We start from the raw sequence: 25,280 nt of genomic DNA, 5'->3' as shown, positions 1-25,280 counted from the left end.
GGCGGTCCGCCGCCTGCGGGGTCCTGCCCGGAGCGGTCAGAGGCCCCGGAGAGCCAGTTCGGCCTTGGTCACCAGGCCGTCCGCGCCGCACGAACGGGCCAGCGTCAGGCCCTTGTCGAGTTCGGCGGCCGAGCGGGAGGCGATGCCGTACTCGACGCGGGCCGCCGCGTGTTCGTACTGGCAGGGCGAGGCTTCGAGGTAGGTGACGGCCTGCCCGGCCAGCCGTACCGCGCGCTGCCCCGACTCCAGGGCCGCCGCACAGCGCAGCGCCTCCCCGATGGCGGTGTCCGTACCGAAGCGCTCCGCCTGGCGGCGGGCCTCGGCGGCCAGGGCGGCGGCGCGTACCGGGTCGTCGGTGGCCAGCGCCCGGGCGAGGTCGACGGCCCACGGCGCCAGCACCGTGTTGTGGTGCCCGCGGGAGGTCGCGGCCTTCTCCGCGGCCTCCAGTTCGTTGATGCCTTCCTTCGTCCGGCCGACGGCCAGCAGCAGCCGGCCGCGTACCGACCGGGTGTCCGGCAGCACGATCGTGGACGGGTACGGCGGCGCGAATCCGTAGCGCTCGGCGATCTCCTCGGCCTCGTCGACGTGACCGCGGGCGAGCAGCGTGTCGATGAGTCCGCAGGTCGCCGACCAGTACAGGGGCAGTCCGCGGCCGACCCGCTCGGCGAGGCGCAGGGGCTCGCGCTGGGAGGCCTCGGCGTCGACGAGACGGCCGCGCCTGCGGTGCGCGAGACCGAGGTAGGCGTGCGCCAGGGCGAGGTGGCCGCCGCTCCAGCCCGCCGACTCGTAGGCGCGCAGGGCTTCGCTGAACAGGCTCTCCGCGCGGTCGAGCCGGTCCGCGTAGGCGTACGAACTGCTCAGCATCATGAGGAGTTCGATGCCCCACTCGGTGTCGGTCCAGCCGAGTCCGGGTGCGAGGCGGCCGTTGACGAGGGCGCGGTCGCAGAGTTCCGCGACCTCTTCGGCGTTCTCCCCGTGCATCATCGCGTCGAAGCCGCGCAGGATGAGCAGCGCCCGCTCGGAGTTGTCCCGTCCGGTGCAGGTCTTCACGAGTTCGGCGAGGCCGTGCGAGCCTCCCGAGGATCCGTCCTCCCCGGCGTGCAGGCCCTCCCACATGTAGTGCACGGCCTGCAGCCGCATCCGGGCCGGCCCCGGTTCGAGCCGGGCGACCTCGGCGTCGACCGTGCGGACGGCCTCCTCCAACTGGTCGTTGTGCAGCAGCGCCTGGGAGAGGCGGTAGACGGCGTCGACGCGCTCCTCGCCTTCGAGGCCGTGCATCTCCAGTGCGGCGCGCAGGTGGCCGATGGTCCTGGCGGGTGCCGTCAGCAGGGTGGCGCAGCCCAGTTCGTACAGCACGCGGGCGTGGGTGTCGGGCAGCGGGGGTTCCTTGAGGGCGCGCTCCAGGCAGCGGCGGGCCGCGTCCGGCGCGCCGACCGCGAGGTGTTCCCGGGCGGCCTCGCGCAACTGGTCGACCAGCTCGGGGTCGTCGTCCGGGTGCACTTCGAGGAGGTGGCGGGAGGCGGCCGCGGCGCCGCGTCCGGAGTCCGTGACCGCCCACGCGGCCTGGCCGTGCATCGCCGTGCGCAGGGCGTCCGGGATGGAGCGGTAGACGGCGCTGGCGATGAGCGGGTGCACGAACTCCAGCTCGCCCTCGACGGTCTGCCCGGAGGCGTCCTGAGTGGTCGTCAGGATGCGTGAGGCGGTGAGTAGTTCGGCGCAGCGCACGGCCTCCTCGCTCGGCATCCCGGCGAGCTGGGCGGCGAGGTCGAGGGAGATCTGGGTGCCGAGGATCGCGGCCGCCCACGCGAAGCGGGTGGCGTCGATGCCGAGCCCTTCGAGGCGGGCGACGAGACCGCGGCCGCGCGCCGAGCGGTTGAGGGCGCGCAGTTCGGCGGCGGACGCCTCGACCGGTTCCAGGTCGCTGTCCTGCACCTTGGCGAGGAGTTCCACGGTCTCGTACGGGTTGCCGCCGGTGACCGCCCACACCTCGCGGCAGAACGGCGCGTCGGCGTGCTCGCCCAGCGTGGCGCGGGTGATCCCGGCCGTCGCGTCGGGGGTCAGCGCGCTCAGCCGGGTGACGGGACGGGCCGCGGCGGCGACCATGTCGAGGAGGCGGGCGCTCTCGCCGTGCACGTCGCCGGGGCGGCGGGCGACCACGACCAGGACGGACAGGTCGTCGAGCCGCTCGGCGAACGCGGCGAGCCAGCGCAGCGTCTCCTGGTCGGCCCAGTGCGCGTCGTCCACGAGCAGCACGAGCGGCCACTCGCGCTTGGCCAGCCGCCGTACCGCGGCGACCAGTCCGTCGCACACGCCCTGCGGGTCGGGCTGGCGGTCGCCGGGCTCGGCCACACCGAGCGCGGGTCCGGCGATGTCGTACCAGTCGCCCAGGTACTCGCGCGCCTCCTCCGGCATCAGCGAGACGAGGGCGGGTTGCAGCAACTGGCGTACGACGTTGAAGGGGACGGACGTGACGGTCTCGCCGCCGCGTGCCGACCACACCGTGCAGCCGCTGTCCTCCGCGATGCGGCGCGCCTCGGCGAGGAGGGCGGTCTTGCCGAGGCCCGCCTCGCCGGTGACCACCAGCAGGCTTCCCGAGGACGCCGAGTCCGCGCGCAGGGCGGTGATCGCCCGCCGGACCGTGGCGACTTCCTCGTCGCGCTCCCACAGGGAGGCCGAGGCGGCCACCTGGGGCCGTGCCTCCGTCATCCCGCTACCTCCCCAGGTCGCCCAAACGACGTACAGGTATCGAGCCTAGCCGTCCGGGGGCCGAAGTGGAGGCGGGACCGGGCACCTGTTGCCTTCGAGGGTGACGGCGGGTGCCCGAGGACGACGCCGCGGGGCTCCGACCTGCCGCCGTGAAAGTTGTCGTCAGTCAACACCGGTGAAACTGACGGTAACTTTCCGACATGGACGCGACCGGACCGCTTCGCCGGCGCCGGTCCCCACCGGCCGCGGGAGGAACCGACATGACCGTCCCCGTGCGGGGCACACCGTCACACGCCGTCCGGCCCGAGCACTCCCGCAGAGCCCTGTTCGCGGGTTCGGTGGGCAACTTCATCGAGTGGTACGAGTTCGGGGTGTACGGCTACCTCGCCACGGTCATCGCGGCGCGGTTCTTCACTCCCGAGGGCGACGGCGAGGCGGAGGCGCTGGTCAGGACGTACGCGTCCTTCGCGCTCGCGTTCTTCTTCCGGCCCGTGGGCGCCGCCCTGTTCGGTCGGCTCGGCGACCGGATCGGCCGACGCCCGGTCCTCGTCACGGTGATCGTCCTGATGACGGCGGCGACGACGCTGATCGGCGCGCTGCCCACGTACGACACGGCGGGGGCGCTCGCGCCGTGGCTGCTCACCTTCCTCCGGGTGCTCCAGGGCCTGTCCGCGGGCGGGGAGTTCGGCGGTGCGGTGTCGGTCATGACCGAGTTCGCGCCACCGGGCCGGCGGGGCCTCTACGGGTCGTGGCAGTCGTTCACCGTCGCGCTGGGGCTCCTCGCCGGGGCCGCGGTGGCGGCGGTGCTCGCCACCGTGCTCACCGCCTCCCAACTGGCCGACTGGGGCTGGCGGGTGCCGTTCCTGCTGACGCTGCCGCTGGGCCTGGGCGCCCTGTGGCTGCGACTGCGGCTCGACGAGACGCCGTCCTTCCGCGAGGAGCGGGAGCGGGAGCCGCGGCGGCCGCCGGGCGGCGAGGTCGCCCGGGCGATCGCGCTCGGGGCCGCCCGGATCATGGGGTGGGCGGCGGCCGGCTACGCGTTCCTCGTGGTGCTGCCCTCCTATCTGCAGAACTCGCTCGACGCCACGTTCCGGCAGGCGCTGCTCGCCACGGTCCTCGCCAACCTCGGCTTCGCGGCCACGATCGTCCCGGCGGGCCTGCTCAGCGACCGCGTCGGGCGGCGCCCGGTGATGCTGACGGGCGCGGTCCTGGTCGCGGTCCTGGCGATCCCGCTCCTCGACCTGCTCCAGGACGGCGGTACCTCCAACGCGGTGAAGGGCGCCGCGGTGTGCGCGGCGGGCGCGGTCGTCGGGCTGATGGCCGGGCCCGGGCCGGCGATGCTCTCCGAGATGTTCCCCACGAGCGTGCGCTACACGGGCCTGGGACTCGCCTACTCCCTGTCCAACGCGGTGTTCTCGGGCTGCGCGGGCCTCATCATCACCAAGACGATCGAGCGGACCGGGAGCGTGGACGTCCCCGCCTACTACGCGGCGGCGGCCTGCGCGGTCAGCGCCCTCGCGCTGGCCACCCTCCGTGACGAGAAGGGGAGTTGAGCGGATGCGGGTGATCGGCCTGATGTCCGGCACGTCGTACGACGCGATCGACGCGGCGGCGGCCGACCTGACGCTCGACGGGGACGGCCTCACGCTGCGCCCGCTCGGGCTGGTGAGCGAGAGGTACGACGACGGCCTGCGGGCGGCGCTGGAGAGGGCGCTGCCGCCCGCGGCCACCGGCCTGGCCGAGGTCTGCGCACTGGACACGCGGATCGGGCGGGCCTTCGCGGCGGCCGCCGTGCACGCGAACCGTGAACTGTGCGACGGCGCGGCCGAGTTGGTCGCCTCGCACGGCCAGACCGTCTACCACTGGGTCCGGGACGGCCAGGTGCACGGCACCCTCCAGCTCGGGCAGCCCGCGTGGATCGCCGAGGCGACCGGCCTGCCGGTGGCCGCCGACTTCCGGCCCCGGGACATCGCCGCCGGCGGCCAGGGGGCGCCGCTGGTGAGCCTGGTCGACCGGTGGTGGCTGCGCGGCCGTCCCGGCACGCCGGTCGCGCTGAACATCGGCGGCATCGCGAACCTCACCGCACCCGACGGGACCGCCTTCGACACCGGGCCCGGCTGCGCGCTCCTGGACGCCGCCGCGCGGGGCCTGAGCGGCGGCCGCCTCGACCACGACGTGGACGGCGCCCTCGCCCGGCGGGGCACGGTGCACGAAGCGCTGCTGCGCCGGCTGCTCGACGATCCGTACTACGCCCTGCCCGCACCCAAGACGACGGGCAAGGAGCTGTTCCATCCCGGCTATCTGCGGGACGCGCTGGCGGGTTTCGGGACGCTGACCGCCGAGGACGTCATCGCGACGCTGACCCGGCTGACGGCCCGGACGATCGCGGACGCGGTGCGCTCGGTGCGGGCCACGGAGGTGATCGCGTCCGGCGGCGGCACCCGCAATCCGGTGCTGATGGCGTGGCTGGCCGCCGAGTTGCCGGGGGTGACGCTGCGCGGCTCCGGTGAGCTGGGCCTGCCGTCGGCCGCGAAGGAGGCGTACGCCTTCGCCGTCCTGGGCTTCCTGACGGTGCACGGGCTCCCCGGCAACGACCCGGCCGCCACCGGGGCGCGGCATCCCCGGGTGCTCGGTTCGCTCACCCCGGGACCGGAGGGCCTGCGGCTGCCGGCGCGTCCGGACCGGGCACCGGTGCGGCTCGTCGTGCGCTGACCCGCCCCCGGCGCCGCGTGCGACGACGGACCTGGAGTTGCGGGGCCCCACTTCGGGAGCCCTCTCATCCGCCTTTCACCCGGGGCTCATACGGTGGGCACCATGACGCAGGCGACTCCTCCCGGCTGGTATCCCGACCCGGGACAGACAAGTGACGGTCCGCCCACCGAGCGCTGGTGGGACGGCAACGCATGGACGGACCAGACCCGCGCCGCCGGGTCGGCCCCGCACTGGGGTCCCCCGGCCTATCCGCCCGGGGCCGGGGCCCCGCCGGGCGCACCGGCCCGGCGCCGGCTGCGCACGGGCATAGCCGTCGCCGTCGCCGTCGCGGTGCTCGCCGGCATAGGCGGCGGCGTCTACGCGCTGACGAAGGACGACGGCGACGGCGGCACCACCAGCGCCGCCTCCCGGGCGCCGGGCGGGAAGGACGACCGGGGCGGCAACGGCGGCTCCGAGGACGGCCCTCCCGGCGGCCCGGACGGCCGGACACCGTCGCCGGACGCGTCGGGCAGGCCGCCCACGGAGGACGGATTCGCCACCGACGCGCTGAACGGCATCGCGATCCCGGTCCCCGACGGCTGGACCGGACAGAGCGGGATGAGCGCCGCGGTGACCTCGGACGACTCCTACAAGTGCCCGGGTGACACCTCGAAGGTGTGCACCAAGGGCGGGGCGTACTCGGCGCCCGCGCTCGCCCTGAAGCTCAAGGCCACCAAGCCCGAGGCCGCGGCCAAGGAGGACATCTCCAAGAACGCCGAGGAGTCCTACGGAGGCGCGTCCTACGGCAAGATCACCTCGCACCGGGAGCTGGCCTCCGAGGCGGTGACCGTGGCCGGGCAGAAGGGCTACCTGGTCCGCTGGAAGGTCGTGACGAGCAAGGGCGACGACGGCTACGTCCAGTCCTTGGCCTTCCCCTCCCCGGCGGCCTCCGGGCAGCTGGTCGTCGTGCGCTTCGGCGTCGACGTCAGTACGAAGGCGACCGTCATCGACGAGATCACCAAGGGCATCAAGCAGGCGGCGGGCGGCGGCGACGGCGAGAAGGTGTAGGCGGGGCGCCGGATCCGCCCGCACATGAGTCGGCCGGGTGGGGCTCCCCTCCGCTCAAGAGGAACCCCACCCGGCCGGGGTGCGCGCCGCCCCCGTCCCCACGGTGCGGCGCGGTCAGGCCGACGTCCGGTCATCCCGCGGACGGCGGCCTGAGTCTCAGGTCAGGCCGAGGGCCGGGATCACGACCGCCTCCACGAAGCCCTCCAGGTAGTCCCCGTCCGCGTACCGCCCCTCAAGGACGGGACGGACCCGCAGGACGCCCAGCAGCTGCGCCGGGATGTACTCCAGCGCCGGGTGGTCGGCGGCGATCTCGCCGCGCTCGACGGCGCGGGCGATCATCTCCTTCAGCTCGGCCACCTCGGGCTCGACGAGCGCGTCGCGCAGCGCCTTCTGGAGCTCCTCGTCCTGCATCACGGCGTGGCCGAGCGCCTGGAGCAGCTGGGTGTCGCCCGAGCGGTCCCCCGCGGTGCGCGCCGCCGCGCGCAGGTCCCCGGCGAGCGAGCCGGTGTCGATCCCGCGGAACCGCGGACAGCGGCTGGCCCGCAGCGCCGCCGCCACGAACTGGGGCTTGGTCTTCCACTGGCGGTAGAGCGTGGACTTGCTGCAGCGCGCGCTGGCGGCCACGCCCTCCATGGTCAGCGCCTCGTACCCGCATTCGCGGATCTGGGCGAGCACGGCGTCGTAGAACTCCTGCTCACGCTCCGGCGTGATCTTGGAGCGGCGCGAGGCGACGACCGTCTCCGGTCCCTCCGCTGCCTGCGACGTCATGGCTCTTCTCCTCGCTCGTGTCGGGGGTCCGCTGCACCTGCTCGTCCAGTGTATCGAGACGCCAGTGTACCGGTACGCAGACGTATCGGTACACTGGCGTATCGGTACAGTGTCGTATCGGTACACTGGCGTATCGATGAGTCCTGGACAGGACCCACTCCCCGGAGTGGGCCTTGTCCTGGGCTCACCACGCACCACCCCACGCAAGACCGTCAGCAAAGGGGCCGGGGGATGGATTCCCAGACCGAGCCTGCAGACCGGCCGCCCGACGCGGCCGTACGCCGGACGCACCCGCGTCCGGCGCCCACCCCCGCACAGCCCGCCCGGCGGGACACCTCCGCGCGCCCGCCGCTCGTCCGCGAGCTGCTGCTCGTCGTCGGACTCTTCGTCGTCTACAAGGCCGGCCGGCAACTGGCGACCGGCCACACCGCCGAGGCCTTCCGCAACGCCCGCCACGTCTGGGACTGGGAGCGGGCCGCGCACCTGCCGGGCGAGGGCACCGTGCAGCGCGCCCTGCTGCACGGGGACGCGCTCGTGCACGTCGCGAACACCTACTACGCGACCGTGCACTTCCCCGCCACGGTGGCCTTCCTGGCCTGGCTGTACCTGCGGCGCCCGGCGCACTACGTGTGGGCCCGCCGGGTCCTCGCCGCGGTCACCGCCGCCGCCCTCGTGCTGCACCTCACGTTCCCGCTCGCCCCGCCCCGGATGCTCGGCGCGGCGCGGCTCGTCGACACCGGGCAGGTGTACGGGCCGACGGTGTACGGGGCGCGGCCCGCGACCGACTCGGTGGCGAACCAGTTCGCGGCGATGCCCTCGCTGCACTTCGGCTGGGCGCTGATGGTGGCGGTCGGCCTGATCGTGGCCACCAGGTCACGGTGGCGCTGGCTGTGGCTGCTGCACCCGCTGTTCACGCTGCTGGTCATCGTCGGCACGGCGAACCACTACTGGCTCGACGCGATCGTGGCCACCGCCCTGCTCGGCGTCGCCCTCGCCGTGATCCACCTCCCGCACCGGACGGTGACGACCGCCGGCCGCTCCCGCCACCTCGGCGGCCCCGAGAAGACGGACTCCGTGCCGGAACTCGTGGGGGCCGGACGATGAGCGCCACTCTCGTCGCCGTCGTCCTGTCGCTGTTCTCCGCGGTCGCCTACGCCGCGGCGGCGGTGGCCCAGGAGCGCCTCGCCGCCAAGGCCGCCGGCACCGGCGTCCTGCGCCTGTTCGGCAACAGCGCCTGGTGGTGGTCCGTGACGCTGAACGCGTCCGCCGCCCTGCTGCACGTCGCGGCCCTCAAGTACGGGCCGCTCACGCTGGTGCAGCCGCTCGGCGCGCTCACCCTCGTCGCGGCGGTGCCGCTCGGCGCGCGGGTGGCCGGACGCCGGGTCAGCGCGGTCGAGTGGCGCGGCACCGCGCTCACCCTGCTCGGCCTCGCGGCCCTGCTCGTCACGGCCTCCGGCCCCGCGCCGGACGACATCCTGAGCGTGCCCCAGGCGCTGGGCGTGGCCGCCACGACGGCGGTGGTCATCGGTGCCCTGTCCCGGCCGGGCGCCCGGCCCGGTCTGCGGCACGCGGGCGCGTCCGGCTTCGCCTCGGGCGTCGCGTCCGCCCTCACCCAGACCGTCACCGTCGCCGCGACGGACCGCACGGGACCGCTGCTCAGCGTCGAGGTCGTCGTGGTGGCGCTGCTGGTCGCCGCGTTCGCCACCGGCGGCCTGCTGCTGTCGCAGACCGCCTACCGGGGCGGACTCGGGGCGCCGCTCGCCGTGGTGACGCTGGCCAACCCGGTCGCCGCGGCGGCGATCGGCCTCTCCCTGCTGGGCGAGCGGCTCCAGTACGGCGCGGTCGGTGTGCTGTTGGCCGGGGCGGGCGCCGCGATCGCGGCCTGGGGCGTGGTGACGCTGTCGCGTTCGGCACCCGAGCCGGTCCCCGCGGACGACCATCCCGTCGCCGCGGTGCTGGCGCTGGAGCCCGGGTCGGCGGCGTACGAGCCCGCGTTCGTGCCCCAGCCGCCCCGTCGCACGAGGCGCCACCTCACCCGGCTGTAGGCCGCGCCCGCACAGCCCTCCGGCCACCAGGAGTTCGCGGACACGACCGAGTCGGCGCGGGACCGAGACGCCGGACGGCGGCTGCCGGACGCATTCGCGTCCACGCAGCCGCCGTCGCGGGTGTCGTGCGGGTCATCCCAGTCCGCGGGAGTCCTGCTTCAGGGCCGTGTCGACCGTCAGGGCGGTCGCCACGACGAGGCTCAGCAGGGGCTCGGGGAGCTGGTAGTGGATCTGCAGGACGTAGTTGTCGGCCGTCGTGAACATGGTCTTCGCGAGGCCCTCCCAGGTCTTGGTGATCCGGGCGACCTCGTTGTCCGCGTGGTCGACGATCGCGAAGTTCCAGGCGCGCCAGTTCTCCGCCTTGATGGCGCCGATCTGCTGACCGTTGGCGTTGATCGCGAAGTTGATCTTCCCGATCATGTTCTGCTGCACGATCTCGCCGACGGGCTGCCCGTCCGGACGCGCCACCAGGACCCGCGACTTCAGGAACTTGCGGGGCCGGGTCAGCAGCAGCTGCGGCTGACCGTACGCGTCGCGGATCTCCAGCTTGTGCGTCATGAACTGGTCGAGGCTGGAGACGAACCGGAGGATCTTCTTCAGCATGTTCTGGCCGACCTGCACGACCGAGCCGAGCTGGTTGCCCTGCTGGTCCATGACCTTGTACTCGTTGGTCAGCTCGATCAGCTTGGCCTTCTGGTTCACCACCAGGACCGGCTCGGTGAACAGGGTGCCGCCCCCGGCGGCGCCGCCGGCCACCCCGGCCTGCTGCTGCACCTGGCGCTGCACACGCGGGTCGGGACCCGCGGCGGGCTGCTGGGCCGGCTGCCCGTACCCCTGCTGCTGGACCGGGCCGCCGTAGGCGGGCTGCGGCTGCTGGGCCGGCTGACCGCCGTACGCCTGCTGCTGCGGAGCCGCCTGCGCCTGCTGCGGAACCTGCGGCGTGCTCTGACCCTGCTGGTCGGTGTTGGTGTGCTGGGTCCACTGGGAGCCGTCCCAGTAACGCAGCGTCTGGGCCGCCCCTTGGGGGTCCGGGTACCAACCTGCAGGAGTGTTCGAATGCGTGGTCACCGGGGCACACTACCTCGCTCGGCACGGAAGGGGACGGGCGGCCGGGTAACCATCAGGCGGTCACCAGGGCTGGGTCGCTGACGCCCGGCCGACCGTTCTCGACATGTCCGGCGAACCGGCGCAGATACGCCGGATCCGCCTCGGACGTGACGCTCAGGTCGTACCAGCGCCTGCTCGCCCGCAGGTCGACGGTGTGCCTCACGGTCGCGCCGGCTCGCACGTGGAACGTCCGCGCCCGCCCGCCGTAGCCGTCGCCCAGCCGCAGAGTCACCGCCTTGGAGCCCTTGTTGGTGAAGGTGAGCTCCAGGTCGTCGCCCGCGTGCCGCGCGGTCACCTCGGGTCCCGCGCCCTTGCCGGGCCCCCGGAAGGTGCGCAGGAAGCCGTTCGGCCCGTGGACGGTGAGGTCGTAGGAACCGCCGGAGTACGCCGAGTTCCAGGTGTCCGCGACGGTCTTGCCGGCCTCGGTGGTGTAACTCCACGGCCCGTCGGTGCGGTTGCCCGAGGTGACGAGGAAGGCGGCGCCCGCCTTGGCGCCCGAGGCGAAGGCGAGGGTGAACCTGCCGGTGGCCGCGTCCAGCGAACCGTCCACCAGCGGGGCGTACTTGAGCGGGCGCGCCGGCCGGGAACCGCGCTCCTGCTTCGGCAGGACGGGGTTGGCGGGCGGGGTCGGCACGTAGTCGGGGTGGCGCTCGTGGTCCGGCGGCTCGTAGCCGTCGGTGTCCGGCAGCGCGACCGGGCGGGCGTCCTTGCGGGAGAAGTCGAACGCCGAGCTGAGGTCGCCGCAGACGGTGCGCCGCCAGGGCGAGATGTTCGGCTCGTGCACCCCGAAGCGGCGCTCCATAAAGCGGATGATCGACGTGTGGTCGAGGGTCTCGGAGCAGACGTAACCGCCCTTGCTCCAGGGCGAGACGACGATCATCGGCACGCGCTGGCCGAGCCCGTACGGTCCCGCGGGACGGCGCGCGTCCCCCTGGTAGAGGTCCGGGCCGACGTCGACCGTGGACTTGCCCTGGTCGGCGTTCTGCGGCGGGAACGGCGGCACGACGTGGTCGAAGAAGCCGTCGTTCTCGTCGTACGTGATGAACAGCGCGGTCCTGCTCCACACCTCGGGGTCGGAGGTGAGCGCGTCGAGGACCTGGGAGATGTACCAGGCGCCGTAGTTCGCGGGCCAGTTGGGGTGTTCGGTGAACGCCTCCGGCGCCACGATCCAGGAGATCTGGGGCAGTTTGCCGCCCTTGACGTCCGCCTTCAGCTGGTCGAAGAACCCCTCGCCCTTGCGGGCGTCGGTGCCGGTACGGGCCTTGTCGTAGAGCGGGTCGCCGGGCCGGGCGTTGCGGTACTGGTTGAAGTACAGCAGCGAGTTGTCACCGTAGTTACCGCGGTACGCGTCCTGGATCCAGCCCCAGGAACCGTTCGCGTCCAGTCCGTCGCCGACGTCCTGGTAGATCTTCCAGGAGACCCCGGCCTTCTCCAGGCGTTCGGGGTACGTCGTCCAGTCGTAGCCGACCTCGTCGTTGCCGAGGACCGGGCCGCCGCCCTTCCCGTCGTTGCCGGTGTAACCCGTCCACATGTAGTAGCGGTTCGGGTCGGTGGAGCCGATGAACGAGCAGTGGTACGCGTCGCAGACGGTGAAGGAGTCGGCGAGGGCGTAGTGGAACGGGATGTCCTCACGCGTCAGGTACGCCATCGTCGTGGACGACTTGTTGGGCACCCATTTGTCGTACTTGCCCTTGTTGAAGGCGGCTTGTCCGTCGTTCCAGCCGTGCGGGAGGTCCTGGATGAACTGGAGGCCCAGGTCGTCGGCGTCAGGGCGGAAGGGCAGGACGTCCTTGGTGCCGTCCGACTGGTACCAGACCGGCTTCTTGCCCGACGTGGTGGCCACCCGCGGGTCCCCGAAGCCGCGGACCCCTCGCAGCGAGCCGAAGTAGTGGTCGAAGGAACGGTTCTCCTGCATCAGCACGACGATGTGCTCGACGTCGGCGATCGTGCCGCTGCGATGCCCGGCGGGTATCGAGGCGGCCTTGGCGATGCTGTCGGACAACGCGGTGAACGCCGCTGTGCCGCCCGCGAGTTGAAGAAAGCGACGCCGGTTCACTGGGGGCATGTGTGGGTGACCTCTGTCCTGACGGGGCGCGGATGGCCGGATGCTGAGGGAACGTGCGCGAATGGAGTGTTCCAAGAGCACCAAACGTCAGGGAAGGGTCGCGTGGCATCCATGTGAAAGACAGCGGTACGTGCGGCCAACGCTTTCGGCCACCGTGGCTGGGGGCCGCGCACGGGGGTCACTCCGGACGCCGTGAGCGTCCCCTGGGGCGTGCCGCGAGCCCTTCGGGAGGCCCGAGGTGACCGACCGCAGGAACGCCGACGCGGCCGAAGTGGCGGGCCACTGAGACGCCGGGGTCGGCGGGGTGGCCGACGCCTCACACACCCTGCCGGGCGCGGTGAGTTGCCGCTGGAACGCCGGGGGCGGCGAGGTGGGCGACGACTGCAACGCCGGGGTCGGAGGGGTCCCCTCCGGAGCGCCTGGACTCGCGAAGCGACCGACCGCCGGCCCACCGAGCCGGCTGGCCGGGACGGTCCCGGTGACCACGTCTCGACCGGCGAGGTCACCGCCCCCTCACACGTCGACGCCGCACGATCGCCGCGGTGTCGGCCGTCCCGGCGCCGACGTGCGCGTGCGGGCCCTGGGTACGGCCGCTCGGTCAGCCGGGTCGCCTGGATGACGGGGTGGCGGGCTCGCCCGCCGTGCCGCGTGTGCCGCCGGCGTCGGTCATGCCGTCCGGTGCGCCAGCTCCGCGGCGATGTCGTGCCCGAACAGGCCCGGCAGTCCCCCGGTGTGCACGAACACGGTGCGCCGGCCCGGCCGGATGTCGCCGTCCGCGACGGCAGCCGCGAGACCGGCCATGGCCTTGGCCGTGTAGACCGGGTCCAGGATGACCCCCTCGCTCCGCGCCGCCGCCTCCAGCGCGGACGAGGCCGCGGGAGTGAGAACCCCGTATCCGTCGCCGACCTGGTCGTGGCGCACGCGCAGCGCCGACGGTCCGACGGCGCCGTCCGACACCTCGCCCACCAGGGCGGCGACGCGCGCGCCGAGGTCCTGGACGGCGCCGACGTCCACACCGAGGACCCGGTCCGCGCCCAGTGCGGCGACCAGCCCGGCCATGGTGCCGCCGGAGCCGCCCGCGACGACCACGTGTTCCACGTCCGGCAGTTGCCCGCGCAGCTCACGTCCGCCTTCGAGGTAGCCGAGCGCCCCGTTCCGGTCGCTCCCGCCGAAGGGCAGCACCTCGACCCGCTCGCCCTGTGCGGTCAGTTCGGCGGCGGTCTCGGCCACGGCCCGGTCCAGGCCGGCGGCGTCGACGTCACCGGCCCACACGACCCGTGCGCCCAGCAGACCTTCGAGGCTGAGGTTCCCGGTCCTGCCCTGGGGGCCGTTCCCCCGCAGGACCAGCACCGCCTTCAGCCCCAGCCGGCTGCTCGCCGCCGCCGTCAGCCGCGCGTAGTTGCTCTGCGCGCCGCCGCTCGCCACGAGGACGGTCGCCCCGCGGTCGACGGCCTGGCCGCAGCTGAACTCCAGCTTGCGCACCTTGTTGCCACCGCCCCCCAGTCCGCTGAGGTCGTCGCGCTTGAGCCAGAGGTCCTCGGGACCGAGCCCGAGGTGCGCGGCCAGTCGCGGTGCCGCCTCCAAGGGGGTCGGCCAGGTGCCGAGAAGCACCCGGGGAGCGGTGATCGGTCCACTGTCGTTGGCGGTCATGGCCGGCCTTTCACTGTGCTTGGCCTCAACAGGCCGTCTGAGGTCGGGATTTGGGTCCCGGTTGAGCAAGCCGCCGACACGGCCCGGCGAGCAGGTCGCCGACGTGGGCCGGAGTCCCGGGAGCGCGTGTCCCGCGCGGCCTGCGGTCGCCGGCGGCCCGGGGCCCAGGGAGCGGGACGGGCCGATGGCGGGTCTTCGCGACGAACCGACGTACCGGCGCGGGTCTTCGCGATGGACCCAAGCATCGGCGGCTTCCGGCGGCCGTGCCGCTCGACGCCCCGGCGAGGCCGCCGTCAGGCCCCGCGCGCACGCACCCGCGGGTGGCCGGCCGGTGCGGCCTCGCGGCGGGGAAGATCGGGACACCGCCCCATCATGCCGCTCCGCCCTTCCACTCCGCGAAAGCAGCGCCGTCCCGTGCCACCCGGACACCGCCGGACCGGGAGCGGTGTCGGGACAGGTCCCGGACCCGGGTGACCGGCACGCGCCGGACCGCCCGGGGCGAAAGGCGTCAACCGACCAGACGGCGGCGCCAGTCGAGGGGCGTGACGGTGACGGCGCGGCTCGGGTCACGGTCCCAGTCGGTGCGCAGACCCACGGACTCCAGGGCCGCCACGATCTCGTGGCCGACGGCCCGGGTGGTCTCCGGCGATCCGTCGAAGCCGCCGTAGAGGAGCATCAGGCCCTGGCCGGCCGCCGCGGAGTCCGTGCACTGGGAGTGGAAGTAGACGAACCCACGGGCGTCGCCCGGGCCCTCGGCACCGATCTCGGACTGGCCGCAGGTGCGGCAGCACGTGAAGTTCTCGCGGGCGGTGATGCCGGCGTCCTGGAGGGCGCCGAAGGCACGTGTGAGCCGCTCGGGGTCGGTCTCCCCTTCCCAGGCCGCCTGCTCGGCCACCCGCTCCAGCCACATCCGGTCGGCCAGCGCCTCGGCCTGCACGCGCGACACGGGCCGGCGGTCGGCGCCGGCCAGGTACTCCTCGGCGGTCTCCGCCACCTCGGCGCGGGTGGCGTAGCCGCCGACCAGCACCTCGCGGACGCGCCGCTCCAGTTCCGCGCGCTCGTCCGTGTCCAGGTCGAGCGGCGGCACCTCGCGGACGGGTCCCATGTCCAGCGGCGACCACGCCGGACCGGCGTCCCATCCGGGCTCCTGCCGGGCCCAGCCGGTCAGCACCGCGATCACGTCCTCCCGACGGCCGACGGCCGCCTGGAAGTGCCGGTCGGCGGCGCCGTCGCGGTGCTCGACCGTGTAGTCGCCGCCGTCCTCGTGCCAGACCTGGGCGAAGACGTCCGGCAGGTCGGGTATGCGCTGGAGCACCAGGAACCGGTCGCCGCCCCCGCCGATGCGCCGGACGAGTCCGGTCAGTTCCTCCGCGGACACGCGGACATGCCGCCGCGCGCCCTCCGTCCTCACCACGATCTCGAGCATGCCCAGACTCTGGCACACCGCACTGACAACCGGACTCCCGGCATCCGGCACACGCCAGTCGCGGCGGCTGCGGCTGCGGGGAGACGCAGCGCGCCCCGGGCCTCGGGCACACGGCCCTTCTGGGCCGCCGGGCGAAACGCGCCCCGCACCGGGCTCGCGCACGCCCTGACCAATCGGTCCCCGGAACGCCTTCCGCGAGACGGAAGCGCCGTTGCGGCCCCGCGACGCGCTCCCCGACGATGCCACCACCACGAGAGACGGGAGCCGCATCCATGCCGCACATGACCGCCTTCGCCAGGAACCAGTGGTACGTCGCCGCCTACTCCGAGGAGGTCGGGCGGGAGTTGCTCGGGCGGACGGTCCTGGGCGAGCCGCTCGTCCTCTACCGCACCGAGGACGAGCGGACGGCCGTCGCGCTGGCCGACCGGTGCGTGCACCGCCGCTTCCCGCTCTCGGAGAGCCGCCTCGACGGCGACAGGATCGTGTGCGGCTACCACGGCTTCACCTACGACACGACGGGCGCCTGCGTGTACGTGCCGGGGCAGAAACGCATCCCTCGCACCGCCCGGGTCGCCGCCTACCCGCTGGTCGAGCAGGATTCCCTGGTGTGGGTCTGGATCGGCGACCCGGCCCTCGCCGACCCGCTCACGATCCCCCGGGCGACGCATCTCGCCGACCCGGGCTGGGTCACCGTCCGCGGCATGGAGCCGATCGACGCCGACTACGGCCTCCTCGTCGACAACCTGCTCGACCTCTCCCACGAGACCTATCTGCACGGCGGCTACATCGGCACCCCCGAGGTCGCGGAGACGCCCATCACCACCGAGGTCGACGAGGGCGCCGGGATCGTCCGGGTCAGCCGGCACATGGACGACGCCGAGTGCCCGCCGTTCTACGCCCGCTCGACCGGTATCGAGGGCCGGATCACCCGCTGGCAGGACATCGAGTACCACGCGCCCTGCCTGTATCTGCTGCACAGCCGGATCGCGCCGGTCGGGGTGCTGCCCGAGGCGGACGGCAGCGACCCGAACGGCTTCCACACAGAGATCACGTACGCGATCACGCCGTCGGGCGACGGACACGTCTACGACTTCTGGGCGGTGTCCCGGGACTTCGCGCGCGACGACGACGAAGTCAGCGTGTTCCTGCGGGACTTCAACCACAAGGTCGTCATGCAGGACGTGGACGCGCTCAACCTGCTGCAGAAGGCGCTGGGTTCGGAGCGCGCGGGCTACCAGGAACTCAGCATCAACATCGACACCGGCGGTCTCGCCGCCCGCCGTATCCTCGCCCGGCTGGCCGAGGAGGGCGACAAGCCCGTGGAGAGGGTCCAGTGACGTCCCCGGCCGGCGAGGTCTACCGCGTCGACTGGCTTCCCGGCACCGACCTGCTGCACGGCACCTGCCACTGCGGCGCCGGGCACACCTCCCAGGACCCCGTCGAGATGTGGGAGTGGATGCTCTCCCACCCCGAAGGACACGCGCCCCGAGGAAACGGCCGATGACCCCGTACGAGACCGAAGTCGTCGTCGCCCGGCGGGAGTCCGTGGCCGACGGCGTCCTCGCCCTGACCCTGCGCCGGCCGGACGGCGCGGAACTCCCCGCCTGGGAGCCGGGCGCCCACATCGACGTGGTGCTCGGCCCCGGGCTGGAGCGGCAGTACTCGCTGTGCGGCGATCCGGCGGACCGGCACGGCTGGCGGATCGCGGTGCTGCGTGAGCCGGCCGGGCGCGGCGGCTCCGACCATGTGCACGCCCGGCTCGGCGAGGGGGACGGGGTGCGGGTACGCGGCCCGCGCAACCACTTCCCCCTCGAACCGGCGCCCCGCTACCGCTTCGTCGCCGGCGGCATCGGCATCACCCCGATCCTCCCGATGCTGGCCGCCGCCGAGAGGGCGGGCGCCGAATGGACCCTGCTGTACGGCGGCCGCACGCACGCCTCCATGGCGTTCACCGGGGAACTGGCCCGGTACGGGGACCGGGTCCGGATCGTCCCGCAGGACGAGTCGGGGCTGCTCGACCTCGCCGGCGGGCTCGCCGGTCCGCCCGACGGGACCCTCGTCTACTGCTGCGGGCCGGGTCCGCTGCTGGACGCGGTCGAGGAGCTGTGCCCGGCCGAGCGACTGCGCGTGGAACGCTTCAGCCCCAAAACCCCGGAAGTGGCGGGCGAGGACGGTCCGTTCGAGGTCGTCCTGGAGCGCAGCGGCCGTACCCTGACCGTCGCCGCGGGCGTCTCCGTCCTGGACACCGTGCGGGCCGCCGGGGTCGAGGTGCTCTACTCCTGCGCCGAGGGCACCTGCGGGACCTGCGAGACGGACGTCCTGGAGGGCGTCCCCGACCACCGCGACTCGGTTCTCACGGAGGAGGAGCGGGCGGCGGGCGAGACCATGCTCATCTGCGTGTCCCGGTGTCGCGGGAAGCGGCTCGTCCTCGACCTGTGACGTGCGGGTCCGCCGCCACCCGGCCACAGTTCCCGGTCGACGGCGGCGTACCCCCGGTGCCGCCACGGGCGCCCCGCGCTTCGCCGAGCCGCGGACCCGGGTGTACGAGCGGATCCGGGTGGCGAAGCGCGGGGCGACCGCGACGGTCATGACAGGTACGCCTCCACCTCACTGAACTGGGCGGCGGGCCAGCCGGTGTTGGCGGTGACGTGCAGCCGCAGGTACCGCAGGTTCGTGCCGCTCGGCAGGCTCACGGTCACCGTGTTCCCGCTCGCGGGGTCGAAGCGGTAGTCCTTGGACGCGACCACGGTCGAGTAGGCGGAGCCGTCGGTGCTGCCCTGGACGGAGAGGGTCTGGGTCCGCGCCTGCCAGGCCGCGGCCGGCGGCAGCTTCAGCACCACCCGGCGGGCGGGCTGCGCCGAGCCGAGGTCGACCGTCCAGTCCTGCGGGAAGGCGTTGTTGGCGGACTCCCAGTAGGTGGTGGCGTCACCGTCGACGGCCTTGCCGGGTGTGTAGACGTCCTGGGAGCCGCTGGCGGTGGCCGGGCGCCCCTTGGCGAGGTTGCGGGCCGGGTCGGGGTCCGGGTTCCCGGAACCGGGCTGCGGCCAGGCGGAGCAGTTCGACCAGGTGCTGCTCCAGCCGGAGTTGCCGCCGCCGTCGGTGAGGGTGAACGTGCCCGAGCCGCTCGGGTAGGGGCAGTTGTAGACGCCCGCCGCACCGACCCCGGAAGCCTGCACGTTGCTGAACCTGGCCGCGCCGGGTGTCTCCGCCTGGACCACCACCGTGCCGACCTTGTTCACGGTGGCGCCGTCGACCGTGATGTTCCTGGTGGCGAGACCCCGGCCGCCGCCCGACACGAACTCGAAGGCGCTGTAGGGGCTGTCGGTGACGGTGGTCCCCGTGATGTTGACGTTCGCCTCGATCGCGCTGTCGTAGGAGTCGACGCGCAGCGCACCCATCGGGTGGCCCCAGTTGGGGTTCATCGCCCCGGTGCGCACGAGGGTGTTCCCGGAGACGGTGATGGTTCCGGCGAGCGGGGAGAAGGGGTCGAGGAACTTCTGGTTGGAGATCGCGATACCGCTGCCGAGGGCGTTGGTGTCGGCGACCAGGTTGTTCTTGACGGCGATGTCGGTGCCGCCGTAGACGGCGATGCCGTTGGCGAGGTTCGGTTGGGTGATGGTGTTGTTCTCGAAGCTGCTGTCGGTCTCCGGCGCGTAGAGGGACCACATGGCGAGCGCGTCGTCGCCGTTGTTGCGCAGGAAGTTGTTGCGGACGCGGACGCCGCGGGCGTTCCCGTTGAGGTTGAGGCCGTCGGCCGTGGTGTCGAGGATGCGGTTGTTCTCGACGACGAGGTTGTCGTTGTTGCCGGTCAGCCAGAGCCCGACCTTGAGGTGCTGGATCCACATCCCGGAGACGCTGGAGTTCGGCCCGAGGGAGCCGTTGACGAAGTTGTCCGGGTTGGAGTCGACGCGTTCGGTGACCTCGCCGACGACGGCGAAGTCCTTGAGGCGGACGCCTCCGGAGGAGCTCGTCTGGTCGATGAAGCGGGAGGTGTGCACGATCGAGTGCCAGTTGCCCGCCCCCTGGAGGGTGACGTTCGCGACGCCGCTGAGGGAGGACGTGATCCGGTAGTCGCCCGGCGGGATCCAGACGACTCCGCCCCGGGCGGCGGAGATCGCGTCCCGGAAGGCCTGGGTCGAGTCGCCCTGGCCGCTGGGGTCGGCGCCCTTGTCGGTGACGGACACCGATCCGGCGGGTCTGCCGCCCGCCGCGGCCACCTGCTCGAAGTCGGCGACGTCGACGGTGACCTGCGTGGAGACGGCCTGGAAGGCGATCTTGTCACCGGCGGCCACGCTGCGCCCGAGGAGCATCCGGGCGTTGTCGTAGAAGTGGTGGGTCTTGGCGCCCGCGATCCAGGACGTGTCGACGTAGGAGTACTTGGAGGTGACGGTGAGCGGCTTGGCGAGCTTGGTGCCGTTCACGTAGACGTCGAGGGTGCCGGACTGGCCGTCGGGCACGCTGTACGCGACGTTGACGGCGTTGGCCGCGCGCGGCACGGTGAACTCGACGCGCTGCCCCGCGGCCAGCCGGACAGCCTGGCGCCCGGACGCCTCGGAGGCGAGGGTGCCCTGCGTGTAGTCGGGGCCGATGCGGGTGCCGGTGGAGGCGGCGGACTCGGCCTCCACCGAGGTGAAGGGCAGGTCGGCCCCAGCGGCGGAGGCTGCCGGGTGCGCCGGGCCGGCGCCGAGCATGCCGGCGGCGAGGGCGACGGCGACGGCCGCCGTGGTCGACATGCGCCTGACGGATCTGGACATGTGCTGATCCCTTTCGTGGTGGGGGTGCCGGGATAGCGGGGTGGTGCGGCGGCCGGGCTGCGGTGTCAGGCGCGCAGCCAGGCCGCCGTGTCGCGGGGCAGGCGCCCTTCGGGGTCCAGGGCGTCGCTGGCGAGCAGCAGCTCGCTGTGCGGGGGGAGTCGGGCCGGCTGGTCCGAGAGGTTGACCACGCAGAGCGTGTCGTCCCCGCGGGCGAAGGCGAGGACGCCGTCGGGTGCGGGCAGCCAGGTGAGCGGGCCGTCACCGAAGCCGGGCCGGGTGCGGCGGACGCGGAGCGCCTCGCGGTACAGACTCAGCATCGAGTCCGGGTCCTGGGCCTGGCGGTCGGCCGCGTACGCGGGCCAGTCCGCGGGCTGCGGGAGCCAGGGCTCGCCGCCGAATCCCGCGTACGGCGCGTCGGCCTGCCAGGGCAGCGGTACCCGGCAGCCGTCGCGGCCCGGGTCGGTCCCGCCGGAGCGGTGGTGCATCGGGTCCTGGATGTGCTCCCGCGGTATCTCCGCCTCGGGCAGGCCGAGTTCCTCTCCCTGGTAGACGTAGACGGCGCCGGGCAGGGCCAGCGAGAGCAGGGCGGCGGCGCGGGCGCGCCGGCTGCCGAGGGCGAGGTCGGTGGGCGTGCCGAAGGCCTTGGCCGTGAAGTCGAAGCCGGTGTCCGCGCGGCCGTAGCGGGTCACCGTGCGGGTCACGTCGTGGTTGCACAGCACCCAGGTGGCGGGTGCGCCGACCGGGGCGTGCTCGGCGAGCGTCTCGTCGATGGAGGTGCGCAGCCGGGCCGCGTCCCAGGGGCAGGACAGGAAGGAGAAGTTGAAGGCGGTGTGCAGTTCGTCGGGGCGCAGGTAGCGGGCGAAGCGCTCGGTGTCGGGCAGCCACACCTCGCCGACGAAGATGCCGTCGTAGGCGTCGGCGACGGCCCGCCAGGAGCGGTAGATGTCGTGGAGTTCGTCGCGGTCGACGTACGGGTGGGGGCCCTGGCCCTCGACGAAGTCGGGCAGCTCCGGGTCCTTGGCGAGCAGCGCCGCGGAGTCGATGCGGACGCCGGCCACACCGCGCTCGAACCAGAAGCGCAGCACGTCCTCGTGCTCCTGCCGGACGGCCGGGTGCGCCCAGTTGAGGTCGGGCTGCTCGGGGGTGAACAGGTGGAGGTACCAGTCGCCGTCGGGCAGCCTGGTCCACACGGGTTCGGCCGAGCCCGCGAACTGCGACGGCCAGTCGTTGGGCGGGAGTTCGCCGTGCTCGCCGCGTCCGGGCCGGAAGTGGAACAGCTCCCGCTCCGGGCTGCCGGGGCCCGCCGCGAGGGCGGCGCGGAACCAGGGGTGCTGGTCGGAGACGTGGTTGGGCACGATGTCGACGAGGGTGCGGATGCCCAGTTCGCGTGCCTCGGCGATGAGTTTCTCCGCCTCGGCGAGGGTGCCGAAGGCGGGGTCGATGACCCGGTAGTCGGCGACGTCGTAGCCGCCGTCGGCCAGGGGTGACAGGTACCAGGGGTTGAACCACAGGGCGTCCACGCCGAGTTCCGCGAGGTACGGGAGTCTGGCGCGGACGCCCGCGAGGTCGCCGGTGCCGTCGCCGTCGCCGTCCGCGAAGCTGCGGACGTACACCTGGTAGATGACGGCGGAGCGCCACCACTCGTCCTGCGTGCGGGCAGGGGAAGGCTGTCCCACTGTGCCTACCTTTCTGTGAAGCCGTTCAGGGGGGTGGCGTCAGCCCTTGGTGCTGCCCGCGCTGATACCGGCGATGATGTGCCGCTGGAACACCAGAAACATCAGGACCATGGGGATGCTGGCGATCACCATGGAGGCGATGAGCACGGTCAGCGGGATGTTCTGCGACAGCTGGACGAGGGCCACGCTGATGGGCTGCTTGTCGGTGTCGGAGAAGACCATCAGCGGCCAGAGGAAGTCCTGCCAGACCGCCACGAGCGCGAAGATCGACACGACTCCCAGCACCGGCCGGGACATGGGCAGCACGATCGACCACAGGGTGCGCAGCCGGCCGGCGCCGTCGATCTCGGCGGCCTCCAGGACGTCGCGCGGGATCTGGTCGAAGAAGCGCTTGAGGAGGTAGAGGTTGAAGGCGTTGGCCACGGCGGGCAGCCAGATGCCGAGCGGGTCGTTGAGCAGGCTGGTGTGGATCAGCGGCAGGTCGGCGACCGTGAGGTACTTCGGAACGACCAGGGCCTGGGCCGGGACCATCAGGGTGGCCAGCATGCCGCCGAGGATCACGTTGCCGAACGCCGGCTTCAGTTTGGACAGCGCGTAGGCGGCGGCCGTGCAGAACACGAGTTGCAGGATCCAGGCGCCGGTGGCCTGGACGACCGTGTTCCACAGGTGTGTGGGCAGGTCCATCAGGTCCCAGGCGTCGGTGTAGCCGCTCAGGCTCCAGTGCTCGGGCACGAGGGTGGGCGGGGTGCGCACCACCTCGTCCGGCGACTTCATCGCGCCGGAGACCATCCAGTAGACGGGGAAGAGGAAGGCGAGCGCGAACAGCAGGACCACGCCGGTGAAGACGGTCCAGTAGACGGCCCGGCCGCGGGGGCGGGCGAGGGTGAGGGGCGAGACCAGTGTGCGGGTGCTCATGAGTCGTCGCCTCCCGAGCGGGTCAGCCTCAGGTACCCGGCGGAGAACACGCTGAGCAGCACGAGCAGCATGACGCTGAGCGCGCAGGCGCCGCCGAAGTCGTTGTAGAGGAACGCGTACTTGTAGATCAGGTACAGCACGGTGACGGTGGCGTTCTCGGGGCCGCCGCCCGTGATCACGAAGGGTTCGGTGAAGACCTGCATCGTGGCGATGATCTGAAGCAGCATCAGCATGAGGATGATGAAGCGGGTCTGCGGGATCGTCACGTGCCGAATGCGCTGGAGCAGGCTCGCGCCGTCCAGTTCGGCGGCCTCGTACAGCTCTCCCGGGATGCCCTGGAGCGCGGCCAGGTAGATCAGGACGGTGCCGCCCATGTTGGCCCAGGTGGCGACGATCACGAGGGAGACGAGCGCGGTGTCGGCGCCGTTGGACCAGTTCGAGGTCGGCAGGTGCAGGAAGCGCAGCGCCTCGTTGGCGAGGCCCGCTCCGGGATCGTAGAACCACTTCCACAGCAGCGCGCTGACCACCGGCGGGATCATCACCGGCAGGTAGACGACGACTCTGAAGAAGGCCTTGGCGTGCCGGAGTTCGTTCAGGACGAGTGCCATCACGAAGGGGACGGCGAAGCCGACGAGGAGGGCGAGCAGGGTGAAGGTGAGGGTGTTGCGCCAGGCGGCCGAGAACTCGGGGTCGTGGAAAACCCGGGTGAAGTTGGCGGTGCCGACCCACTCCGCGCCTGTTCCCGGCGTGTACTTCTGGAAGGCGATCACGACGGCGCGGATCGCCGGGTACCAGGAGAACAGCGCGAAGCAGAGCAGCCCGCCGATCAGGAAGGCGTACGCGCGCGACTGGTCGGCCAGGCGCCGGCGCCACGGACTCCCCGTCCGGCGCCCGGCCGGCCGCGCCACCTCCGGCACGCCGAGGGCGGCCGGAGGTGAGACGGGGGGCTTCGATGCGGTCTTCATGAACGGTGTCAGCCTCGGGCCAGAATGGAGTCGATCTTGCCGGAGGCGTCCTTCAGCAGCTTGTCGACGTCGGCGTCCTTCTTGGTGAGCACCGCGGAGACGGCGCCGTCCAGGACGGAGTAGATCTGCTGGGCCTGCGGCGGCTCGATCTTCATCTCCAGGCTCTGGTTGCCGTCGAGGAAGGCCTGGTAGTTCTCCACCGGCACGTTGGCGTTGGCCTTCTTGACCTCCTGGTCCTTGGCGTCGGCGGCGCCGGTGAACAGCCGCGGCTCGGGCAGGCCGACCGGGGCGTCGTTCTTCTTGGCGCGGGCGTAGTCGCCGAGGAAGCCGTCTCCGGGCGTCAGGAACATGTGGTCGAGCCACTTGAGGCCGGCCTTGATCTGCGCCGGGGTGTCCTTCTTGTTGAACATGTAGCCGTCGCCACCGATGAGCGTGCCCTTGCCGCCGGGCATCGGGGCGAGCGCCAGGTCCTTGTAGTTGCCGCCCTTCTCCTTCACCAGGATCGGGATGTTGTCCGGCGCGGAGAGGTACATGCCGAGCTTGCCCGAACCCATCAGCTGCTGCACGTCGTTGATGACGAGGAGCTGCTTGCTGCCCATCGAGTTGTCGGACCAGCGCATGTCCTTGAGGTTCTGCAGGACGGCCTTGCCCTCGGGGGTGTCGACGGTGGCCTTCTTGCCGTCCTCGCTGACCACGTTCCCGCCCTGGGAGTACATCTCGGCGGTGAAGTGCCAGCCGCCCTGGTTCTGGGCGCTGTAGTCGGCGTAGCCCACGGTGCCGTCGCCGAGCCCGGCTATCTTCTTGGCGGCGGCGCGCAGCTCCTCCCAGGTCGCCGGGGGCTTGTCGGGGTCGAGGCCCGCCTTCTCGAAGAGCTTCCTGTTGTAGATGAGGCCCATCGAGTAGCCGGTGCGCGGGATGCCGTAGACCTTGCCGTCGACGGTGTAGATGTCGCGCAGCTGCTGCTGGATGGTGTCGTAGCTCTTGAGGTCCTTCACGTACGGCGTCAGGTCGGCGGCCTGGTTGATGTCGACGACGTGCCGGGCGTCGGTGAAGTACGTGTAGAAGACGTCCTCCATCTGACCGCCGGCGAGCTTGGCGTCGAAGGTCTTGGGGTCCTGGCACGGGAAGGCGTCGTGGGCGACGACGTCGATGTCCGGGTTCTGCTTCTCGAAGGCCTTGATGTCGGCCTCGAAGAACGAGCGGTCGACCTTGGCGCTCTTGGGCGGCATGCAGTTGACGGTGATGCGGGTCTTGCCGCCCGCGGCGTTGTCGTCGTCGGAACCGCAGGCGCTCACGGCGGTGAGCGTGAGGGCCGAGGCCACGAGTGCGGTACAGGTACGGCGGAACCCGGTGCTTCTCATCGGTGGACCCCTTTGGGCAGGCGCGTGGAAGGCCCACGGCGGCACACCGGGCGGTGTGCGGCCGTGTCTGGCGCCGCAAACTC

19 protein-coding genes are annotated in these 25,280 nt (G+C 72.5%); 8 read left to right on the top strand and 11 right to left on the bottom strand.

All coding sequences use genetic code 11. The features are described from left to right. Positions 1-36: 36 nt before the first annotated feature. On the bottom strand, positions 37-2,706 hold the full coding sequence (locus tag ACZ4VA_RS28105; protein ID WP_468082905.1) for an ATP-binding protein: 2,670 nt from the start codon (positions 2,704-2,706) through the stop codon (positions 37-39). 260 nt (positions 2,707-2,966) lie between these two features. On the opposite strand from ACZ4VA_RS28105, the gene ACZ4VA_RS28100 reads away from it, so the two are divergent. From ACZ4VA_RS28100 to ACZ4VA_RS28090, 3 genes are all read left to right on the top strand, one after another. Beyond that, complete coding sequence (locus ACZ4VA_RS28100; protein WP_468082903.1) at positions 2,967-4,259, top strand: MFS transporter; 1,293 nt, start codon at positions 2,967-2,969, stop codon at positions 4,257-4,259. Positions 4,260-4,263: 4 nt separating this feature from the next. Continuing rightward, positions 4,264-5,418 (top strand): anhydro-N-acetylmuramic acid kinase, encoded by a 1,155-nt coding sequence (locus ACZ4VA_RS28095; RefSeq protein WP_388902707.1) that lies wholly within the window; start codon positions 4,264-4,266, stop codon positions 5,416-5,418. A 102-nt stretch (positions 5,419-5,520) separates the two neighbouring features. Then, a complete protein-coding gene (locus ACZ4VA_RS28090) occupies positions 5,521-6,465 on the top strand; it encodes a DUF2510 domain-containing protein (RefSeq protein ID WP_389391616.1) in 945 nt (314 codons plus the stop codon). A 156-nt stretch (positions 6,466-6,621) separates the two neighbouring features. On the opposite strand, the gene ACZ4VA_RS28085 is transcribed toward ACZ4VA_RS28090, so the two are convergent. After that, a complete protein-coding gene (locus ACZ4VA_RS28085) occupies positions 6,622-7,233 on the bottom strand; it encodes a TetR/AcrR family transcriptional regulator (RefSeq protein WP_355785378.1) in 612 nt (203 codons plus the stop codon). Between the two features lie 231 nt (positions 7,234-7,464). On the opposite strand from ACZ4VA_RS28085, the gene ACZ4VA_RS28080 reads away from it, so the two are divergent. Together ACZ4VA_RS28080 and ACZ4VA_RS28075 are read left to right on the top strand one after the other, a co-directional pair. Next, positions 7,465-8,337: a phosphatase PAP2 family protein gene (locus tag ACZ4VA_RS28080; protein ID WP_468082900.1), complete on the top strand. Its 873-nt coding sequence runs from the start codon at positions 7,465-7,467 to the stop codon at positions 8,335-8,337. Next, positions 8,334-9,278 carry a DMT family protein gene (locus ACZ4VA_RS28075; RefSeq protein ID WP_356166258.1) on the top strand — a complete coding sequence of 315 codons (945 nt, stop codon included), beginning with the start codon at positions 8,334-8,336 and terminating at the stop codon, positions 9,276-9,278. The genes ACZ4VA_RS28080 and ACZ4VA_RS28075 overlap by 4 nt, the downstream gene beginning before the upstream one ends. A 132-nt stretch (positions 9,279-9,410) precedes the next feature. Here the strand turns inward: ACZ4VA_RS28075 and ACZ4VA_RS28070 are convergent, their stop codons facing one another. The 4 genes from ACZ4VA_RS28070 to ACZ4VA_RS28055 all read right to left on the bottom strand — a co-directional run bounded on the left by ACZ4VA_RS28070 (position 9,411) and on the right by ACZ4VA_RS28055 (position 15,526). Beyond that, complete coding sequence (locus ACZ4VA_RS28070) at positions 9,411-10,346, bottom strand: LURP-one-related family protein (protein ID WP_356166261.1); 936 nt, start codon at positions 10,344-10,346, stop codon at positions 9,411-9,413. A 52-nt stretch (positions 10,347-10,398) separates the two neighbouring features. Beyond that, entirely contained in the window at positions 10,399-12,450 is a 2,052-nt protein-coding gene (locus ACZ4VA_RS28065) for a phosphocholine-specific phospholipase C (protein WP_452921973.1), read from the bottom strand. A gap of 666 nt (positions 12,451-13,116) precedes the next feature. Then, complete coding sequence (locus tag ACZ4VA_RS28060) at positions 13,117-14,100, bottom strand: pyridoxal-phosphate dependent enzyme (protein WP_468082898.1); 984 nt, start codon at positions 14,098-14,100, stop codon at positions 13,117-13,119. Between the two features lie 508 nt (positions 14,101-14,608). Then, on the bottom strand, positions 14,609-15,526 hold the full coding sequence (locus tag ACZ4VA_RS28055; RefSeq protein ID WP_468082896.1) for a DUF6891 domain-containing protein: 918 nt from the start codon (positions 15,524-15,526) through the stop codon (positions 14,609-14,611). Between the two features lie 272 nt (positions 15,527-15,798). On the opposite strand from ACZ4VA_RS28055, the gene ACZ4VA_RS28050 reads away from it, so the two are divergent. The 3 genes from ACZ4VA_RS28050 to ACZ4VA_RS28040 are packed head-to-tail and all read left to right on the top strand — an operon-like array spanning position 15,799 to position 17,965. Continuing rightward, the gene (locus ACZ4VA_RS28050) at positions 15,799-16,863 is read left to right on the top strand and encodes an aromatic ring-hydroxylating dioxygenase subunit alpha (RefSeq protein WP_356166269.1); all 1,065 of its coding nucleotides are present in this window, start codon (positions 15,799-15,801) and stop codon (positions 16,861-16,863) included. Next, positions 16,860-17,030: a hypothetical protein gene (locus ACZ4VA_RS28045; RefSeq protein WP_468082894.1), complete on the top strand. Its 171-nt coding sequence runs from the start codon at positions 16,860-16,862 to the stop codon at positions 17,028-17,030. Before ACZ4VA_RS28050 ends, ACZ4VA_RS28045 begins: the two co-directional genes overlap by 4 nt. Next, complete coding sequence (locus tag ACZ4VA_RS28040; RefSeq protein ID WP_356166273.1) at positions 17,027-17,965, top strand: PDR/VanB family oxidoreductase; 939 nt, start codon at positions 17,027-17,029, stop codon at positions 17,963-17,965. Before ACZ4VA_RS28045 ends, ACZ4VA_RS28040 begins: the two co-directional genes overlap by 4 nt. Before the next feature lie 146 nt (positions 17,966-18,111). Here the strand turns inward: ACZ4VA_RS28040 and ACZ4VA_RS28035 are convergent, their stop codons facing one another. The 5 genes from ACZ4VA_RS28035 to ACZ4VA_RS28015 all read right to left on the bottom strand — a co-directional run bounded on the left by ACZ4VA_RS28035 (position 18,112) and on the right by ACZ4VA_RS28015 (position 25,197). After that, the gene (locus tag ACZ4VA_RS28035) at positions 18,112-20,280 is read right to left on the bottom strand and encodes a discoidin domain-containing protein (RefSeq protein WP_468082892.1); all 2,169 of its coding nucleotides are present in this window, start codon (positions 20,278-20,280) and stop codon (positions 18,112-18,114) included. 65 nt (positions 20,281-20,345) lie between these two features. Further along, the gene (locus tag ACZ4VA_RS28030; RefSeq protein ID WP_355788963.1) at positions 20,346-21,956 is read right to left on the bottom strand and encodes a glycoside hydrolase family 13 protein; all 1,611 of its coding nucleotides are present in this window, start codon (positions 21,954-21,956) and stop codon (positions 20,346-20,348) included. A gap of 39 nt (positions 21,957-21,995) precedes the next feature. Then, the gene (locus ACZ4VA_RS28025; RefSeq protein WP_355788966.1) at positions 21,996-22,871 is read right to left on the bottom strand and encodes a carbohydrate ABC transporter permease; all 876 of its coding nucleotides are present in this window, start codon (positions 22,869-22,871) and stop codon (positions 21,996-21,998) included. After that, on the bottom strand, positions 22,868-23,836 hold the full coding sequence (locus ACZ4VA_RS28020) for a carbohydrate ABC transporter permease (RefSeq protein ID WP_355788969.1): 969 nt from the start codon (positions 23,834-23,836) through the stop codon (positions 22,868-22,870). The genes ACZ4VA_RS28025 and ACZ4VA_RS28020 overlap by 4 nt, the downstream gene beginning before the upstream one ends. 8 nt (positions 23,837-23,844) lie before the next feature. Continuing rightward, complete coding sequence (locus ACZ4VA_RS28015) at positions 23,845-25,197, bottom strand: ABC transporter substrate-binding protein (protein ID WP_355788972.1); 1,353 nt, start codon at positions 25,195-25,197, stop codon at positions 23,845-23,847. Positions 25,198-25,280: the final 83 nt, after the last annotated feature.

The organism is Streptomyces sp. NPDC028308 (assembly GCF_055565855.1).
This window is presented reverse-complemented; position numbering and strand designations above follow the sequence as displayed.

Bases quoted from the DNA above. Each gene is read 5' to 3' on its own strand.
- ACZ4VA_RS28105 (WP_468082905.1), bottom strand. From the start codon at position 2,706: ATGACGGAGGCACGGCCCCAGGTGGCCGCCTCGGCCTCCCTGTGGGAG.
- ACZ4VA_RS28100 (WP_468082903.1), top strand. From the start codon at position 2,967: ATGACCGTCCCCGTGCGGGGCACACCGTCACACGCCGTCCGGCCCGAG.
- ACZ4VA_RS28095 (WP_388902707.1), top strand. From the start codon at position 4,264: ATGCGGGTGATCGGCCTGATGTCCGGCACGTCGTACGACGCGATCGAC.
- ACZ4VA_RS28090 (WP_389391616.1), top strand. From the start codon at position 5,521: ATGACGCAGGCGACTCCTCCCGGCTGGTATCCCGACCCGGGACAGACA.
- ACZ4VA_RS28085 (WP_355785378.1), bottom strand. From the start codon at position 7,233: ATGACGTCGCAGGCAGCGGAGGGACCGGAGACGGTCGTCGCCTCGCGC.
- ACZ4VA_RS28080 (WP_468082900.1), top strand. From the start codon at position 7,465: ATGGATTCCCAGACCGAGCCTGCAGACCGGCCGCCCGACGCGGCCGTA.
- ACZ4VA_RS28075 (WP_356166258.1), top strand. From the start codon at position 8,334: ATGAGCGCCACTCTCGTCGCCGTCGTCCTGTCGCTGTTCTCCGCGGTC.
- ACZ4VA_RS28065 (WP_452921973.1), bottom strand. From the start codon at position 12,450: ATGCCCCCAGTGAACCGGCGTCGCTTTCTTCAACTCGCGGGCGGCACA.
- ACZ4VA_RS28060 (WP_468082898.1), bottom strand. From the start codon at position 14,100: ATGACCGCCAACGACAGTGGACCGATCACCGCTCCCCGGGTGCTTCTC.
- ACZ4VA_RS28055 (WP_468082896.1), bottom strand. From the start codon at position 15,526: ATGCTCGAGATCGTGGTGAGGACGGAGGGCGCGCGGCGGCATGTCCGC.
- ACZ4VA_RS28050 (WP_356166269.1), top strand. From the start codon at position 15,799: ATGCCGCACATGACCGCCTTCGCCAGGAACCAGTGGTACGTCGCCGCC.
- ACZ4VA_RS28040 (WP_356166273.1), top strand. From the start codon at position 17,027: ATGACCCCGTACGAGACCGAAGTCGTCGTCGCCCGGCGGGAGTCCGTG.
- ACZ4VA_RS28035 (WP_468082892.1), bottom strand. From the start codon at position 20,280: ATGTCCAGATCCGTCAGGCGCATGTCGACCACGGCGGCCGTCGCCGTC.
- ACZ4VA_RS28025 (WP_355788966.1), bottom strand. From the start codon at position 22,871: ATGAGCACCCGCACACTGGTCTCGCCCCTCACCCTCGCCCGCCCCCGC.
- ACZ4VA_RS28020 (WP_355788969.1), bottom strand. From the start codon at position 23,836: ATGAAGACCGCATCGAAGCCCCCCGTCTCACCTCCGGCCGCCCTCGGC.
- ACZ4VA_RS28015 (WP_355788972.1), bottom strand. From the start codon at position 25,197: ATGAGAAGCACCGGGTTCCGCCGTACCTGTACCGCACTCGTGGCCTCG.